This window comes from Streptomyces sp. NPDC046465 (assembly GCF_040646035.1).
Classification (GTDB): domain Bacteria; phylum Actinomycetota; class Actinomycetes; order Streptomycetales; family Streptomycetaceae; genus Streptomyces.
Window position 1 is genome coordinate 110539 of sequence record NZ_JBEYZK010000018.1, and the last position, 16121, is coordinate 126659.

The 16121-nt window shown below is 73.2% G+C and carries 14 protein-coding genes; 8 read left to right on the top strand and 6 right to left on the bottom strand.

Annotated features, from left to right (window positions below; genetic code table 11):
• Window positions 1–8: 8 nt before the first annotated feature.
• A complete protein-coding gene (locus ABZ953_RS27155) occupies window positions 9–1562 on the bottom strand; it encodes a DUF4331 domain-containing protein (protein ID WP_361728561.1) in 1554 nt (517 codons plus the stop codon).
• A gap of 175 nt (window positions 1563–1737) precedes the next feature.
• Here ABZ953_RS27155 and sigK point away from each other — a divergent pair, with 175 nt between their 5' ends.
• A complete protein-coding gene (sigK, locus tag ABZ953_RS27160; protein ID WP_361728564.1) occupies window positions 1738–2301 on the top strand; it encodes an ECF RNA polymerase sigma factor SigK in 564 nt (187 codons plus the stop codon).
• A gap of 239 nt (window positions 2302–2540) precedes the next feature.
• Window positions 2541–2810 (top strand): hypothetical protein, encoded by a 270-nt coding sequence (locus ABZ953_RS27165; RefSeq protein ID WP_361168343.1) that lies wholly within the window; start codon window positions 2541–2543, stop codon window positions 2808–2810.
• A gap of 127 nt (window positions 2811–2937) precedes the next feature.
• Here ABZ953_RS27165 and ABZ953_RS27170 read toward each other — a convergent pair whose 3' ends face one another.
• Both ABZ953_RS27170 and ABZ953_RS27175 read right to left on the bottom strand, forming a co-directional pair.
• Window positions 2938–3720 carry an ABC transporter permease gene (locus ABZ953_RS27170; RefSeq protein WP_361728567.1) on the bottom strand — a complete coding sequence of 261 codons (783 nt, stop codon included), beginning with the start codon at window positions 3718–3720 and terminating at the stop codon, window positions 2938–2940.
• Window positions 3721–3788: 68 nt separating this feature from the next.
• Window positions 3789–4721, bottom strand: a complete 933-nt coding sequence (locus ABZ953_RS27175) for an ATP-binding cassette domain-containing protein (protein WP_361728569.1) — start codon at window positions 4719–4721, stop codon at window positions 3789–3791.
• 63 nt (window positions 4722–4784) lie between these two features.
• Here ABZ953_RS27175 and ABZ953_RS27180 point away from each other — a divergent pair, with 63 nt between their 5' ends.
• The gene (locus tag ABZ953_RS27180; RefSeq protein ID WP_361728572.1) at window positions 4785–5516 is read left to right on the top strand and encodes a TetR/AcrR family transcriptional regulator C-terminal domain-containing protein; all 732 of its coding nucleotides are present in this window, start codon (window positions 4785–4787) and stop codon (window positions 5514–5516) included.
• Here the strand turns inward: ABZ953_RS27180 and ABZ953_RS27185 are convergent.
• Genes ABZ953_RS27185 through hmgA form a run of 3 tightly spaced genes read right to left on the bottom strand, consistent with a single transcriptional unit; the run spans window position 5513 to window position 8897 of the window.
• Complete coding sequence (locus tag ABZ953_RS27185; RefSeq protein WP_361728575.1) at window positions 5513–6745, bottom strand: type ISP restriction/modification enzyme; 1233 nt, start codon at window positions 6743–6745, stop codon at window positions 5513–5515. The two genes, ABZ953_RS27180 and ABZ953_RS27185, sit on opposite strands and share 4 nt — an antisense overlap.
• A 25-nt stretch (window positions 6746–6770) precedes the next feature.
• Window positions 6771–7520: a GntR family transcriptional regulator gene (locus ABZ953_RS27190; protein WP_361728578.1), complete on the bottom strand. Its 750-nt coding sequence runs from the start codon at window positions 7518–7520 to the stop codon at window positions 6771–6773.
• Between the two features lie 27 nt (window positions 7521–7547).
• The gene (gene hmgA / locus ABZ953_RS27195) at window positions 7548–8897 is read right to left on the bottom strand and encodes a homogentisate 1,2-dioxygenase (RefSeq protein WP_361728581.1); all 1350 of its coding nucleotides are present in this window, start codon (window positions 8895–8897) and stop codon (window positions 7548–7550) included.
• Window positions 8898–9080: 183 nt separating this feature from the next.
• On the opposite strand from hmgA, the gene ABZ953_RS27200 reads away from it, so the two are divergent.
• The 5 genes from ABZ953_RS27200 (at window position 9081) to ABZ953_RS27220 (ending at window position 16104) form a co-directional block, all read left to right on the top strand.
• Window positions 9081–9677: a TetR/AcrR family transcriptional regulator gene (locus ABZ953_RS27200; RefSeq protein ID WP_361728864.1), complete on the top strand. Its 597-nt coding sequence runs from the start codon at window positions 9081–9083 to the stop codon at window positions 9675–9677.
• Window positions 9678–9744: 67 nt separating this feature from the next.
• Window positions 9745–10602, top strand: a complete 858-nt coding sequence (locus ABZ953_RS27205; protein ID WP_361728583.1) for a hypothetical protein — start codon at window positions 9745–9747, stop codon at window positions 10600–10602.
• Window positions 10583–13408, top strand: coding sequence for a caspase family protein (locus ABZ953_RS27210; protein WP_361728586.1), 2826 nt, complete (start codon window positions 10583–10585; stop codon window positions 13406–13408). The genes ABZ953_RS27205 and ABZ953_RS27210 overlap by 20 nt, the downstream gene beginning before the upstream one ends.
• A gap of 319 nt (window positions 13409–13727) precedes the next feature.
• Window positions 13728–15188, top strand: a complete 1461-nt coding sequence (locus ABZ953_RS27215) for a WD40 repeat domain-containing protein (protein WP_361728867.1) — start codon at window positions 13728–13730, stop codon at window positions 15186–15188.
• 7 nt (window positions 15189–15195) lie between these two features.
• A complete protein-coding gene (locus tag ABZ953_RS27220) occupies window positions 15196–16104 on the top strand; it encodes a hypothetical protein (RefSeq protein WP_361728588.1) in 909 nt (302 codons plus the stop codon).
• Window positions 16105–16121: the final 17 nt, after the last annotated feature.

Below are 16121 nucleotides of genomic sequence, written 5' to 3' on the forward strand. Positions count from 1 at the left end.
TCGGTCTGTCAGGAGATTCCGGCGGCCGCGCGCCGCCGGGACCGCCACCAGCCGAGGCCGAGCCCCACGAGGAGCACTCCGGCCGCCCCGGCCGCCGCGGAGGCGATGAGCACCGTGTCGTCGGAGTCGCCGGACGAGGGCGGGGACGAGGCCGGTGGTACGGCTCCGCCCGCGAGGGCGTCGCGCGCCGAGGTCCCGTCGGTGCCCCCGCCGGTCACCGGACCGCGCGAGCCGGACGTGGGCAGCGCCAGATAGGGGAAGGTCCCGCCGAACGCCTGGTCGTTGGCGTTCACCGCGTCGCCCAGATCATTCTTGGCCCCCACGAGTTCACCCGCGACCGCCTGCAGTTCGATGTCGACGACGTCGTCGGCGAGGCGCCGCCCGTTCGGGAAGCCCGCGTTGTCGCCGTCGAGGACACCGAGCCGCTTCGGGTCGGCGGACGGCTTGATGGAGGTGTTGAGGCGCAACGTCTCCGCGGGGCGCACGCCGGGCGGCTGGTTGAGGCCCTGCACGCCGGTCAGGAAGACGGAGACCAGGTCCTTCCTGGGCTCGGCGGGCGCCTTCACGCCGTAGAACTTCTCCAGGAGCTTCGGCAGCTCGGGCTTCTGTACGTAGGGGAGGAACTGGGCGTCGTCCCACGGCGCCGAGGCATTGAACTTGTCCTTGTCACGCAGCGGCACCACGACCTCGTTGACCAGCGGATTGCCGAGCCGGGACACCTGGGCCCAGTCGCCTCCGGCGTTCTTGCGCTCGGTCGTCGACCAGATGCCGACCGTCGGCTGCTTCTCCGACTGGCGTATCTCGGCGTTCGGCACCTGCAGCGCGACCGTGTTCACGTTGTAGCCCTTGAGCGTGTCCCGGCCGACCTCAGACAGGTCTCCCCCGTACAGCAGGTCGAAGACCCGCAGGTCGAGGAAGAAGGGGTCGTCCGCCTGCCCGACGTACGACGTGCCGCCGCCCGCGACCTTGCGCACGGCCTGGTCGCGCAGCTTCTTGTAGTCGGGCATCGATGCCTTGCCCACCCGGGACGGGGCGATCGGCAGGCCGTTGGCGATCTTCTTCGTGGAGACGACCTTCTGGTCCTTCAGCTTCAGCAGATCGATGTCGTACGTCTGTGTGATGTTGAGGTCGGGATCGTCGAGGGCCGTCACGGGGCCGGTGTTGTAAAGGAAGGTGTTCCCGTTCCTGACCTTGGTGTCGAACGTCCACCGGTAGAGCAGATCGCCCTGGCCGTCCCCGTCGCTGTCGATGTGGATGTCGTAGCGGGCGTCCTCGGGGAAGAGGTAGAAGTTCGGCCCGCCCGCGGGTTCCTCGAAGGGGATCCAGTTCGCCACGAGCGTCGTGGTGTCGGGCTTGTCGGGGCTGACGAACGCGTACACGTCCGTGTTGTCGTACTGCGGCTGCCCCGAGATCAGCGGGGCCTCCCGGTGGCTGGAGGCCCGGGCGGCCCCCGGTTCCAGCGCACTCACCCCGGCGGCCACGAGCCCCCCGGCGGCGAGTGCGCCGCAGACCAGCGTGGCGAGGCCGCGACGCCCCGCCCGATTCCCGGTGTTCGCTTTCATCCCATCCGTCCTCACGCGTCCTCATGAGCCTGATGTACCTGACTGACAGGAGCCATTCGGGGCCGCGGCGCGGGCGGATTGGGCCGATGTCGCGCCCTTCGCATCCGCGGCGCCTCCCGCGCCGAATGTCTGGCGCCGGACAGCCGGCGGAGCGGAAGCGGGGGAGGGGGAACGGGTGGAGGCGGACAAGCTGCTGCTACGGGTCGCCGAGGGGGACGAGCAGGCTTTCGAGGAGCTGTATGGACTGGTGTCGGGCCAGGTCTTCGGACTCGTACGCAGAGTGGTGCGCGATCACGCGCAGTCCGAGGAGGTGGCCCAGGAGGTGCTCGTCGAGGTCTGGCGCATCGCGCCCCGGTTCGACCCGGCGCGAGGCAGCGCCCTGTCCTGGATCCTGACGCTCACCCACCGCAGGGCCGTGGACCGGGTGCGCAGCGTGCGGGCGGCGCGGGACCGCGAGGCGCGGGCGGCGCGGTACGGGGACGGTCCCGCCTTCGACCAGGTCGCCGAGGAGGTCGAGGCGAGCCTCGACCGGGAGCGGGTGCGCGGCTGTCTCGGTCACCTGACCGACCTGCAGCGCCAGGCCGTCACGCTCGCCTATTACGACGGGTTCACCTATCGGGAGGTGGCCCGGAGCTTGTCCGTCCCTTTGGGGACGGTCAAGACCCGGATGCGGGACGGGCTGCTGCGGCTGAGGGGCTGTCTGGAGGCCACGGGGCCGGGAAAACCGCACGTGAGATAACCCACGTACGCCGATGCGCGCACGGTGCCCACGTCATCACCGGCGCGCCTCCGGCGGCTGCGGGCGACCGTTCTCAGGGTGTATGTCCAACTCGCCCTGGAATCCCGCAGATCCGGAGAGTAATCGTCAACCTCCTTGTGGGGTAGGTGAATCCTGTGACCGGGATACACGAGTGTCATGACAGGGCGATAGGGTTAACCTGCCCTGGGCCGGGTGCCCTCGTACGGGTGGGGAGTGACATGGAACAGATAACGGTGCGCAGCAGGGCGCGTGTCCCTGCGATCACTTGTGGCAGCAGCGCGAGCAGTTCGCGTCTCGATCGTCATCTCTCGGTGCTGGGCGGCCCTGCCGTCCCGCAGCGCGAGTCGCACGAGGCGACACTGCTGATGCGTGAGCTGACCTCACGTGACGCCGCGCACGCCCGCAGCAGCAGGGGTGCTCGAGTGAGGCGAGTCTCGCTCTTCGCGCCACTGCGCAGGCTGCGGCGTTCGCTGTTCGGCGGACGCTGACCGCGGGTGGTCCCCGGGACGGAACCGCCGCTCTGCGGCGGGTCTTTCCCACCCACTCCGCTCCACCCCGTCACCTATCACCACCACCCCGGCCCACCCATGCCCTGAGCCTGAGCACCACAGGTTTTCAGCTTCCGCCGCGCGCGTACCGGCGCGCGGCGAGCGGTACGCACAGCGCGAGCAGCGCCAGCGACCAGAGGACCGCCCCCGCCACCGGATGCGTCACCGGCCACGCCGCGTCCGCGGGGACGGGGGCGTTGCCGAACAGATCACGTACCGCCGTCGCCACCGCGCTGATCGGATTCCACTCGGCGACCAGGCGCAGCCCGGACGGCAGATCGTCGGTCGGCAGGTAAGCGCTCGACAGCAGCGGCAGCATGAACGTGGCGCTGCCCAGCTGGCCCGCCGCCTCCTCGCTCTGCGAGGCGAGCCCGAGCAGGATGCCGGCCCAGGTGGTCGCGAACCGGAAGAGCAGCAGCAGCCCGAACGCGCCTGCCGCGGCGAGCGGCCCACCCTCGATCCGCCACCCCATGGCGAGCCCGACGAGCGCCAGTGGCACAAGGCCCGCCGCCGTGGTCACCAGGTCGGCGAGCGCCTGTCCGAGCGGCACCGCCGCCCTGCTCATCGGCAGCGTCCGCAGCCGGTCGAACACGCCGCGGTGCGTGTCCTGGGCGGCGGTGAACATGCCGTTCATGATGCCGCCCGCGGCGGTCGCCACGAACATTCCCGGCACGAGGTAGGCCCGGTAGTCGGAGCCGGGCATCGCGAGGGCGCTGCCGAAGACGTAGCCGAAGAAGAGCAGGAAGACGATGGGCATCGTCTGGGTCATGACCAGGATCGCGGGCGCGTGCCGGACGCGCCGCAGATGCCGGCCGAGTACGGCGGTGCCGTCGTGGAGGAGGGCGCTCATGGGGGAGATCTCCGGAGGTCGGGGGTGGACTTCGGGGTGCGGGGCGCGGGCGGGAGCGGGGGCGGAGCTCATGGGATGAGGCGCAGGAAGACGTCGTCAAGCGAAGGCCGCCGCAGGCTCGCGTCCACGACGGGGACGCCCGCCGCGTCCAGTTCGCGGACGAGCCGGGGCAGCGTGAGCGCGGGGTCGAGGGCGACCACCCCGGCGGTACGGTTCGCCGCGTCGAGGACGGGCGCGGCGCCCGTCAGCCGGTCGAGCACCGCCGCCGCGGCGGGCAGCGCCGCGTCCCGGTCCACGACGACCTCCGCGTAGTTCCCGATCAGGGCCTTGAGCTCCGCGGGGGTGCCGTGGTGCGCCGCCCGGCCGCCGTCGATCAGCACGATGTCGTCGGCCAGTTGATCGGCCTCCTCCAGGTACTGGGTCGTCAGGAGCACCGTCGTGCCCTCGTCGGTGAGCCGGCGCACGGCCTCCCAGATGCCGTTCCTGCTGTGTGGGTCGAGGCCGGTGGTGGGCTCGTCGAGGAAGAGCACGGCGGGCCTGGTGATCAGGCTCGCCGCGAGGTCGAGGCGGCGCCGCATGCCGCCGGAGTACGTGCGGGCCGGGCGCTCGGCGGCCTCGGTGAGCCCGAACTGTTCGAGGAGCTCGTCGGTGCGTCCCCGCGGTGCCCGCAGCAGCCGTCCGAAGAGCCGCAGGTTCTCACGGCCGGTCAGGTCGCCGTCCACCGACGCGTACTGGCCGGTGACGCCGATGCGCCGGCGCACCGCCGCCGGGTCCCGCACCACGTCGTGGCCCGCGACCCGGGCGGTCCCGGCATCCGGCGCCTGCAGGGTGGCGAGCACTCGCACCGCGGTGGTCTTGCCCGCGCCGTTGGGGCCGAGGAGTCCGCAGACGGTGCCCTCGGCGACGGCGAGGTCCAGGCCGCGCAGCGCGTCGACGGCCGTGCCGCCGGAGCCGAAGCGCTTCTCCAGACCCTCACTAAGTACAGCGTACGTAGAAGTCATGACGGCACGGTACCTCACTACGTACGCTGTACGTAACTAACATGGTGGGCGAGGTGATGATCCATGGCGGGCCGAGCGGCCACTCCCGAAGTGATCTGGGCGCGCCCCGAGCGTGCGGGACGCGGCCCCAGGCCCGCGTACAGCAGGGCCGACATCGCGGCGGCGGCCGTCCGCATCGCCGACGCGGACGGCATCGACGCGGTGTCCATGCGCCGCGTGGCGGGCGATCTCGGCTGCGGCACCATGTCGCTGTACAACTACGTGCCGCGCAAGGAGGACCTCTACGAGCTCATGGTCGACGCGGTCAGCGGCGAGTACGAGCTGTCCGATGAGGCCGTGGGCGCCGACTGGTACGCCGGGATGCTGGGCATCGGGCGGCAGGCCAGGGCGATCCTGCACCGGCACCCGTGGATGGTGCGCGTGATGTCGACGGTCCATGGCTTCAGCCCGAACGCGCTGCGCTACCTGGAACACTGCCTCGGCGTCCTGGAGACCCTCGACGCGCCCTACGGCACCAAGATGGAGCTCATCGCGATGGTCAACGGCACGGCGCTGACGTCCGTGGCCAACGAGATCGCGTCCGCCGAGCGCACCAGGGGCCTGCCGTGGTCGGCCGACCAGGAGCAGGAGGTGCGGCTCGCCTATCTGACCGGGCAGTTGGCGGACGGGGCGTACCCGCGCCTCGCGGCGATGCTGACGGGGGCGCCGCCGCCCGGTGACGCGGACGAGAGCTTCGAGCGGGCGCTGCGCCGACTCCTCGACTCGTTCCGGCCCGAACCGGGCGAAGGGCTTTAGAGCAGGGCGAACTGCCCGTCCGGGCCCTCTTCGCGGTGGTCGAGGACCGAGGCGGGGCGCCGGGCCGTGTCGGGCACGGGCAGGACGCCCGCCCGGCGCAGCTCGTCCCCGGTGATGGTGGCGGTGGTGGTGGCGGTGGTGGTGGCGGTGCTGTCCAGGGAGGCCGTCAACTGCTCCCGCTCATGCCCCAGTTCGGCGGTCAGTGCGAGCACCGTGATCAGTTCGAGCAGCTCGGACGTCCACGTCTGGGGCCAGGTCGTGGGGCGGATCGCCTCAAGTGTCCCGGCCTCCGCCGCCTCCGTGCGCAGCGCGAACCAGCGCTCCACGACGCGCACGCCGCTCACCTCGTACTCCCACGCCTCCTTCGGCACCGGCGAGATGACGCCCTCGTCGCCGACCAGCAGGAGCTCCTCCTCGGCGTCGTACGACAGGGCGGTGGGCCGTGCGGGCAGCGGGGCCCGGACGTACGGCCTGCGGCCGCCGGGCAGCTTCGGCCGCTCGCCGTCGCCGCGCAGGTGCAGCCGCAGCAATCGCCCGCCGAGCTCCACACCCCGCGCCCAGACATCGGCGTCGCGGGGGAGCGGCACCCGGCAGCCCGCCGCCGACCCGGTACCGGCCGCCAGCACCCACGCCAGCACGTCCCGCGCGGTGACCTCCCCGCCGAGCACGTCCGAGAGGTGTGCGAGCAGCCCCGGCGCCACATTGGGTTCCAGGCCCCCGGGGCGGCGGAACAGCGGCCGGATCCGGCCGGGCCGCCCGGCGGGCGAGCGCCCGTCCGGGAGCACCCCGGTCACGAGGACCGCGGGCCCCGCGGCCCCGGGCACGTAACCCTGTTCCACGGCGAAGAGCTGGCCCTCGCCCGCGACCCGCCACAGTTCGGGGCGGGCGACGTCCAGGAGGCGGTGGTCGGGGATGAGCCACTGCTCGTCGTAGGGGCCGTGCAGGATACGGACGGGCTCGGGGCAGGGACCGCTCTCCCTGGCAAGGCGGCCCGTTCCGCCGCGGTGGCCGGGCAGCTGGGTCACCGCGGTGTGCAGGGTGCGGGCGCGCGTGGGGCGGAAGAGGGCCTCGCGGTCGTCGCCGCGGGCGCGGACGAGGGCGTCCCAGCGGGCTTTCAGGGAGGCCGCGTCCGGGCCCATCGGCCACCCGCGGCCCGGCCGGAGCGGTGCGACGGACCACGGCATGAGGTCCGCGAGCAGCGGCGCTTCGTCGTGCGTCACGCCCGGCATCGTACGACGTGTCCGGCCGGGTCCGTCACGTGGCGTCGAGAGTGACCGAGAAGGAGAAGCGGTCGCCGCGGTAGTGGATGCGGGCCACGTCGAGGGTCCGGCCGTCCTCGTCGTAGGTGATGCCCGTGTAGTGCAGGATCGGGCTGAGCAGCGGCACTTCGAGGAGCCGGGCGGTCTCCGGGTCGGCGAGCGTGGCCTCGACGGTGTCGGTGATGCGGCTGATGCGGACGCCCACCACATCGCGCAGGACCTTCGTCATGGGCCAGCGCACGAGGTCGTCCGGCTCGATGCGGGCGGCGAGGTCGGGGCGGACGAAGTTGCGGGCGTGGTTGGTGGGCTCCCCGGTCTTCTCGTCGCAGCGCAGCCGGTGGTACGTCGCCACCTCGGCCGAGTCCGGGAAGTGCCCGGCGAGTTCGGCGGTGAGCGGGGCGGTGCCGTGGTCGAGGAGCCGGGTGGTCATGCCCGACTGCTGGGCCACGATCGCGTCGACCGAGCCAAGGAGGCGGACGGGCGAGCCGCGGTGGGCGCTCGGCTCGATGAAGGTGCCGCGCCGCCGGTGGCGGGTGATCAGCCCCTCGTCCTCCAGCTCCTTGAGCGCCTGCCGCATGGTCAGCACGCTCACTCCGTAGTGCCCCGCCAGCTGCTCCTCGGTGGGCAGCCGGAGCGGGGCCTCGGGCGTGCGGCCCAGTATCGAGGCGCGCAGCGACTGCGACACCTGGTACCAGAGCGGAAGTTTCCGATTCAGGACGATCGAGTCCGGGGCGAAAGCGGTCACGTCTCTCCGAATCAGAGTGGTTTTGCGTCAGTTGCGGAAGTGGCGCTCCAGACCCTGCCACACGTCGTCGTAGCCGCGCTGAAGGTGGGACGCGGTCGCTGCCTGCTCGGTCGCGGTCACCGGCCAGCGGGTCTCGAACATGAAGGCAAGGCCGTCGTCGATCTTGTGCGGCTTCAGCTCGGCCGCCGACGCCTTCTCGAAGGTCTCGCGGTCGGGTCCGTGGGCGGACATCATGTTGTGCAGCGACCCGCCGCCGGGCACGAAGCCTTCTGCCTTCGCGTCGTACGCGCCCTCGATGAGGCCCATGTACTCGCTCATCACGTTCCGGTGGAAGTACGGCGGCCGGAAGGTGTCCTCGCCCACCAGCCAGCGCGGCGCGAACACGACGAAGTCGACGCCCGCGAGGCCCGGGGTGTCGGACGGCGAGGTAAGGACCGTGAAGATCGAGGGGTCCGGGTGGTCGTAGCTGATCGAGCCGATCACGTTGAAGCGGTGCAGGTCGTACACGTACGGAACGTGGTTGCCGTGCCAGGCGACCACGTCGAGCGGCGAGTGGTCGTACGTCGCCCGCCACAGGTTGCCGCAGAACTTGTTCACCACCTCCACCGGGCCCTCGACGTCCTCGTACGCCGCCACGGGCGCCCGGAAGTCCCGGGCGTTCGCCAGGCCGTTGGCGCCGATCGGGCCGAGGTCGGGGAGCTGGAAGGGCGCGCCGTAGTTCTCGCACACGTAACCGCGCGCGGTCGCGTCGAGGAGTTCCACGCGGAAGCGGACGCCGCGCGGGATCAGCGCGACCTCGCCGGGCTCCGCGTGCAGCAGCCCGAACTCAGTGCGCAGCAGCAGCCCGCCGTGCTCGGGCACGACGAGCAGCTCACCGTCGGCGTCGCTGAACACGCGGTCCCGCATCGAGGAGTTGGCGTGGTAGAGGTGGATGCCCATGCCGGTGCGCTGCGTCGCGTCCCCATTGCCGCCCAGCGTCCACAGGCCCGCCAGGAAGTCCGTGCCGGGCGCGGGGTCGGGGAGCGGGTTCCAGCGCAGCCGGTTCGGGTCGGGGGCCGACTCGGCGAAGGGGGCGGTGCGGAGCGCGCCGTTGTCGACGCGCGTGAACTGCGGGTGCGCGGCCGAGGGGCGGATGCGGTACAGCCACGAGCGGCGGTTGTGCGCGCGGGGCTCGGTGAAGGCGCTGCCGCTCAGCTGCTCGGCGTAGAGGCCCAGGGGGGCGCGCTGGGGGGAGTTGCGGCCGTGCGGCAGGGCGCCGGGCACGGCTTCGGAGCTGTGTTCGTTGCCGAAGCCGGAGAGATAGGCCAGCCCTTCTGCGGTCTTGCGTGCGTCGCTCGCGTCCGTTCGGTCCGCGTTGCCTGCGTGGTCCCCGATCATCACACCGCTCCCTCATCAGTGATTCCTATGGGACACCGTAGGATTCGCTTTTTCCTTCCGCAAGAGGAAGCGTGAATGTGAGCCATGCTCTACTCTCCCGGAATGCCCCACCCGAACCCGCCCGAGGACCCGCACCCCGGCCTGCACCCCGGCCCGCGGCCCGACCCGCGGCCCCCGGCCTCCATGCGCCGCGTCCCCGTACAGGAGCGCAGCGCCGAGCGCCTGACACGCATCCTCGATGCCTGCGCCGCCGTCCTGGACGAGACCGGCTACGAAGGCCTCACCACCCGCGCCGTCGCCCAGCGCGCGGGCGTCCCGATCGGCTCGGTCTACCGGTTCTTCGGCAACAAGAGAGCACTCACGGACGCCCTTGCCCACCGCAACCTCGACGCGTACGCGGAACGGGTGGCCGCCCGCGTGACCGGCATCGAGCACGGCGACTGGCGCGGCGCCGTCGACGCGGCCTTCGACGAGTACCTGGTGATGATGCGCACGGTCCCCGGCTTCGGGCTCGTCGACTTCGGCGTCCCCTCCGCCCCCGAGGCGATGCCCGACGCGAACCTCCAGGTCGCCGAGCGGGTGGCCGCCCTGCTCGCCGTCCACCTGGACCGCCCGCTCGACGCCGCCCTGCGCCGCACGATGCTGGTCGGCGTCGAGGCGGTCGACGCGGTCCTCCAGCTGGCGTTCCGCGCCGACCCGACCGGTGACGCCCAACTGATCGATGAAGCGCGGGAGTTGCTCCACGCCTACCTGGGGTGCCGCCTCGAAGGGCCCCGCTGAGGCAGGGTGCGCACGGAGCCTTCGTTGCTAAGGTGATCGCACCCGAGGGAGGAACCGGGGGTGCTCGATGGCGCGAGTCGTCTGCCTGCACGGCGTCGGTCAACAGTTCAGCGGGGAAAGGGAGTTGCACGGCTCCTGGTTCCCCGCGCTGACCGACGGGCTGACCAGGGCCGAAGCGCCCGCGCTCGCCGCGGACGACGTGACGTGCGCCTTCTACGGCGACCTGTTCCGCCCCCGGGGCCGCACCCTCGCCGCGCGCGACGCGCCCCTTGACGCCGGTGACGTCGGCGCCGGATTCGAGACCGAGCTGCTGCTCGCCCTCTGGGCGGAGGCGGCCCGTACGGACAGAGCGGTCGTGTCGCCCGACGCCCGAACCCTCGCCCGCGCACCGCGCTCCGTACAGCGGGCCCTCAACGCCCTCGACAACTCGCGCTTCTTCGCGGGCCTGGCACCGCGCGCCCTCATCCACGACCTGAAGCAGGTCCGCGCCTACCTGTGCGACCCGGCCGTGCGCGAAGCCGTGCAGCGGCGCGTCGCGGCGGCCGTCACCGACGACACCCGGGTGCTCGTCGGCCACTCCCTGGGCAGCGTGGTCGCCTACGAGGCGCTCTGCGCCCACCCCGAGTGGCCGGTGCGCTCGCTGGTGACGCTCGGTTCCCCGCTGGGCATCCGCACCCTGGTCTTCGAGCGGCTGCGCACCGGCGAGGGTGCGGGCCCCGGCCGCTGGCCGGGCCGCGTCGCACACTGGACGAACATCTCCGACGAGGGCGATGCCGTCGCGCCGACGAAGGACCTCCGGCCGCTCTTCGGCGAACGGGTCGTGAACCACCTCGTGCACAACGGCGCCCGCGCCCACGACGCCACCCGCTACCTCAACACTCCCGAGGCGGGCCGGGCGGTGTCCGATGGCTGCCACCTCGCCTGAGGCGGTCGGCCCGCCGCGCCCGCCGGACGACACCGCGCGCCGCTTCCTGATCTCCACGGCGGTGCCGGACGTGCGCCGCCACCCCGAACTCGCCCTGCCCGAACTGGCCGACGACGTCCGCCGCGTCGACGACCTCTTCCTCGGCACGCTCGGCTACCAGCGGGGCGCGGACCCCGGCATCGACCCCACCCGCGCCGGACTCCTGGACACCCTGCGCACGTTCGCGCGGGCACCGGAGCGGACCCCCGACGACTACGTGGTGCTCTACATCGCCACGCACGGCGTCACATCCGAGCACAGCGGCCGCCACTACCTCCTCCTCGCCGACAGCGACGCGGACGATCTGCGCGGCACCGCACTGCCCACCGACGACCTGATCGCGCAGCTCTGGGAGGAGACCGCCTTCGAACGCCTCCTCGTGATGATCGACGCCTGCTACGCCGAGGAGGGCACGGACAAGGCGCTCAGCAGCGCCCTGGAGGCCAGGCGTGGCCGCCGCACGGCCACCAGCAGCACCGGGCTCGTGCTCGTCGGCTCGTCGCGGCGCAAGGAGGAGAGCTCCGCCGGGGCGCTCTCCGTCGCGTTCGACCGCGCCGTGCGCCGCCGGGCGACCGCCGGGCACGCGCCCGCCCACATCAGCCTCAACGACGTCATGAACGCGGTCGCCGCCGACCCCGAGGTGCCCGCGACCCAGGTCCCCGTCTGGTCGTTCAGCCACGGCAGGGCCGCGATCCCCGCCTTCCTGCCCAACCCCCGGCACATCCCGGACGCGGCAGGCCTGAAGCTCGACGAGATCGACCGCATCGTCGCCCTGCGCTCGCGGGAACGGGCCGCACGCGAACAGGAGCTCCTGAGCTTCTTCCTGCCCCGCGCCCGCGGCACCGACGTCTCCCACGACGAGGTCTGGAACTTCACAGGGCGCCACACGGCCCTCGCCGACCTCGCCTCCTGGCTCAGCCCGCAGCGGTCGGCCGAGCGCCTGTGCGTGGTCACCGGCGACCCCGGCTCCGGCAAGTCCTCGCTCCTCGGCATGGTCGCGGTGCTCACCGACCCGGACCGCAGGGACTCCGTGGAGCGCGGTGAACTGCCCGACGCCGTACCCGAGCGCGGCGCCGTCGACGTCGCCGTCAACGCGAGCCACAAGTCGACCCCGCAGCTCCTGGACGCGCTCGCCGCCGCCGCGGGCTGCGCCGCCGGATCACTCGGCGCGCTCGCCGCCGAACTCCAGCTCAGAAAGCGCCCGTTGGTCGTCCTCGTCGACTCCGTGGACGAGGCGCTCGCCCCGCACGAGACGGTCGACGAACTCCTGATCCCGCTCGCCGACCCCCAACGCCAGTTGCCGCTACGGCTGTTGATCGGGGCCCGCCCGCACATCGCGCGGCGCCTGCCCGGCACGGCCCGGCGCGTCGACCTCGACGACGCGCGCTACGCGGACCCCGGAGCCGTCCGTGCCTACACCCGCAAGCTGCTCACCGTCCCCGGCTCGGCGCTCGCCACCGCCGATGACCGACTCGTCGACGCCATCGCGCAGGCCGTGGCCGATGCGGCGGGCCGGTCCTTCCTCGTCGCCCGCATCACCGCCCGCACCATCGCCCGCGAACCGCACCCGCCGGACCCCTACGACCGGCGGTGGTGCGACGAGCTGCCACGGCTGCCCGGCGAGGCGATGGAGCGCGACCTGGTGCAGCGCCTCGGCCCCAAGGCCGGACAGGCCAGGGACCTGCTGCTCCCGCTGGCCTACGCGCAGGGCGCGGGCCTGCCCTGGGCGGGCATCTGGCCCCGGCTCGCCTCCGCGATCACCGGACGCGACTACCGTGACGAGCACATCGTGTGGCTGCGGCAGGCCGCCGGTTCGTACGTCGTGGAGAGCGTCGAGGGCGGCGGTTCCGTCTACCGCGTCTACCACCGGGCCCTCATCGAGTACCTGCGCGAACACCAGGACGCCGCCCGCGTCCAGCGCAAGGTCACCGAGTCCCTGCGCGGCCTCGACCACCCCTACGTACGCCGGTACCTGGCGCTGCACGCCGGAGAGGGCGGCGTCCTCGACCCGCTGGTGCAGGAGGCCCGCTTCGTCCTCGACTCCGACCCCGGCCAACTCCTGGCGGCGCTCCCGGGGTTGAGGACGGCGGCGGGGCGCAGGGCCGGGCGGGCGGTGCGGGACGTGGAGGAGCTGCTGCGGTTCCAGGGCGTGACGGGCCCCGACTCCGGGGCGCGGGCGCGGCTCCGGCTCGCGGCCGTGTGCCGCAGGGCGGACGCGCTCGCCGCGTCCTGCGACGAGGGCGGTGCGCTGCCGTGGCGGGCGCGGTGGGCGGCGTGGAACCCGCATGAGGGACCGCGGCGGTACGAGGGGATGGGGTACGGGACGGCGTACGGGGTGGTCGCGCCCGGCGAGGACGGGAAAGGAGCCTGGTTCTTCGAGCGGCGGCCCTGGCGGGAGCGCGCGCAGTGCTGGGACCTGGACACGGGGGAGCGGTGGGGGGGCCACCCAGGTCGGCAACGACCTGTTCTCCGCCACGTGGTCGGGACCGCCGCGGCACCCCGGGCACGCCGCGGTGCTCAGCCACGACGAGTACGTGGAACTGGACGCCGTCGGGCGGTCGTACACGGCCAAACGCAGCCGTCTGCTCCACCTGTGGGACATGCCGTCCGGGGGCTGCTCGACGTGGCAACTGCCGCCGGAGCCGGGCTTCGACGCCGAGGACGCGTACGGCCGCTCGATCCTGACGGTGGCCGAGCAGGTGGTGGTCCTGGCCAGGGAGCACGGCTCGCCCGCCGAGCGGGGGTGGGCCGCGCTGCGCTTCGGTGACGGGTCCGTCCTGGTGTACGCGCTGGCGAACGGCACCGCCCAGGTGCCGCTCACCCGCAAACAACTGCGGTCCGTGTCCTCGCGCGACCTATGGCTGCGTGCGTCCCGTGACGATCGGCTCGCGGGCACCTGCCTGAATATCTTCGGCGCCCGGGACCCGCGCTCCTCCGACCAGAGCCGACGGTACGTCACGAGCTGCGCCGCGCCGCGCGGACTGTCGCCCGAGACGCTGTTGTGCGGTCATGGAGACGGCACCGCCGCGCTGTACGACGTCCGGAGCAGTGCCTACTCCGTGGTGACAACGGGCCACGAGGGCCCGGTGACCCACCTCGACCTCGTCACCGAGCACCCGCGGGGACAGCTCCTCGTGACCGCGGGCGCCGACGACACCGTGCGGCTGTCCTCCCTCGGCGACGGCCTGCCGGTCAGGGCCCTCCTCAAGGGCGCGGGCCCCATCGCCTCGCTGGCCGTCCGCAAGGCCGGCAGGCAGTGGCTCGCCGCGGTCGCGACGGTGCGCGGGGAACTGCACCGCATCGACGTGGACAGCGGCCGCCCGGTCGGCCTGCCGCTGCGCACCGACGCGGGGACCTCGGTCCGCGTGGCCACCTTCGCGCTCGGCCAGGTGGACTGCGTATCGGTTCTGGGGAACCAACGGGGGCTCCAGCTGTACGACCTGGTCACCGGAGAGCGCGTCGGCGGACAGGTCCGTCCGCACGATGCGGCGGCGGTGTGCACCATGGCCGGGACGGCCGTGGTGGGCGGCAGCGACGGCGTCGTACGCCTGTGGCCCACCGCGCACGCCGCGGACTCCACCCAGTTCACCGCCCACCACGGCCCGGTCCTCGCGGTCGGCGAGGTGCGGGGAGCGGGCGGCGGGGCGGTACTGGTGAGCGTGGGCGAGGACCACGAGATCCACTGCTGGGACCCGGCCGACTCCAAAGAGCTGTGGCGCCGCCACGTGCCGTGGCCGGTCCCCTGGGACACCCCGCTGATCGAGTGCGCGGCGATCGGCCGCACCGCCGACGGCCGCGACCTCGTGGTCACGGGAGAGAGCGGCGGCCGGGTCAGGGTGCTTGTGCTGCGGGGCGGACTGCCGGTCGCCGAGCGGGAGTTCACCGTACCGGGCATCCCCGCGCGGCTCACGACGGGCCGTGTCGGACCGCGCGACGTGGTCGTCGTCGGCACGGACACCGGCCGTATCTGCTGCTGGGACGTCACCCACGACCGCTGGTACGCGCAGGGGCCCGCCCCCGCCGAACGGGCGTGGACGACCGCGCTCGCTTTGGCACCCGACGGCGGCGGCAGGCTCCTCGTCGGCGCGGACGACGGGATGGTGCGGGAGTGGTCGCTGCCGTCGTGCCGGTTGGCCGGTGAGCCGGTGGGGGCGCACCACGGGCGCGTCTCCGCCCTCGCCTTCGTGCCGGGCCCCGAGGGGCCGCGGCCGGTCAGCGCCGGTGACGACCACCGCCTGCGGGTCCTGCCCGACCGGTCGGCCAAGGGGGCGGTGTGGGAGCGCCGGATGCCCGTGCCCGTCAGGTCGTTCGGCGCCGCGGGCGACGCCTTGCTGTGCGGGGACGACCGCGGTCACCTGTGGCGTCTGCGGGCGACCACGGCGGGTTTGGACCTGACGGAGGCGGTGGACGCGGTCCGCCCCGTCGCCGCTGTCACGACCGTCACCGTGCACGGCCGTACCGACGTCGTGGCGGGCAGTGCGGACGGCTCGCTCCAGGTGCGCGACGGCGGCGACGGCCTGCTGACCCAGCGGCTGCGGCCGGTGTGAGAGCGGGGTGCGGGAACTGGTGGCGGCCCGGTGGCCCGTCCCCGACGGTGCGCCGCGCCCCTTGCTCTTCGCCCGCAGCGAGCTCAGTGTCCTGGAGTACTGGGACTTCACGCGAGGCGGCGGACGAGTGCCGCGGCGGGCCGGAACCCCGCTGCGCACGCCCGTCGAGCACAGCGCGCACGGTCCCGCCTGGCTCGCGGCGCTTCCGCCGGAAGGGGAATCGGATGGGGATGGGGGCGGGGGTGGGGACGGGGACGGGGACGGGGTTCAGAGCGTCCTCTCCCTTGCCGTGTGGGACGGGCCGGGCGGCAGCAGGCTGGCCGTGCACGACGTGCGGGAGGGGCCCCGGCTCGACGTGCCCTGTTTCGATCCCGGCCAAGAGCCGTCCTTCTCCGACCTGCGCGTGCTGCGGTTCGGTGACCGGCTCCTCGTCGCCCTGCCGACCTCCCACCACGGGCTGTATCTCGTGGACGTGACGACCGGACGCCGCCTGCACCTGCCGGACCGCGCCGCGTGGGGGACGTACGCGCTGAGCGCGGGCGGGCGGCAGGAGCTGCTCGTGGTCGGCCAGGAGCGGACCAGGATCCTGCCCATGGAGGAGCCGCTCGCCGCTCTGGCGCGCCCCGTCGGCCGGCGGACCCGTCTGGAGGGCGTCCGACGGGCCAAGGCGGTCGCGCCCGCCCTCGCCGCGTCCCACGAGCACGCGCCCGCGCTGCTCGGCATCAGGGTCGTGGCGCTGCTCCCGGGAGACGAGGAGTACGCGGTGGCGGCGGGCGAGGTGCTCGCCGTCGTGGGCGTACGCGACGGCGCGGCGCGCAGCCGCCTCGTACTGCCCTCCGTCTGTACCGCCCTGGCCGTCGGTCCCGGGGGCGAACTGGCGGTGGGCACCCGCAACGGCCTGATCCTCTTCGACTGACCCCGTCGACCCGTTGA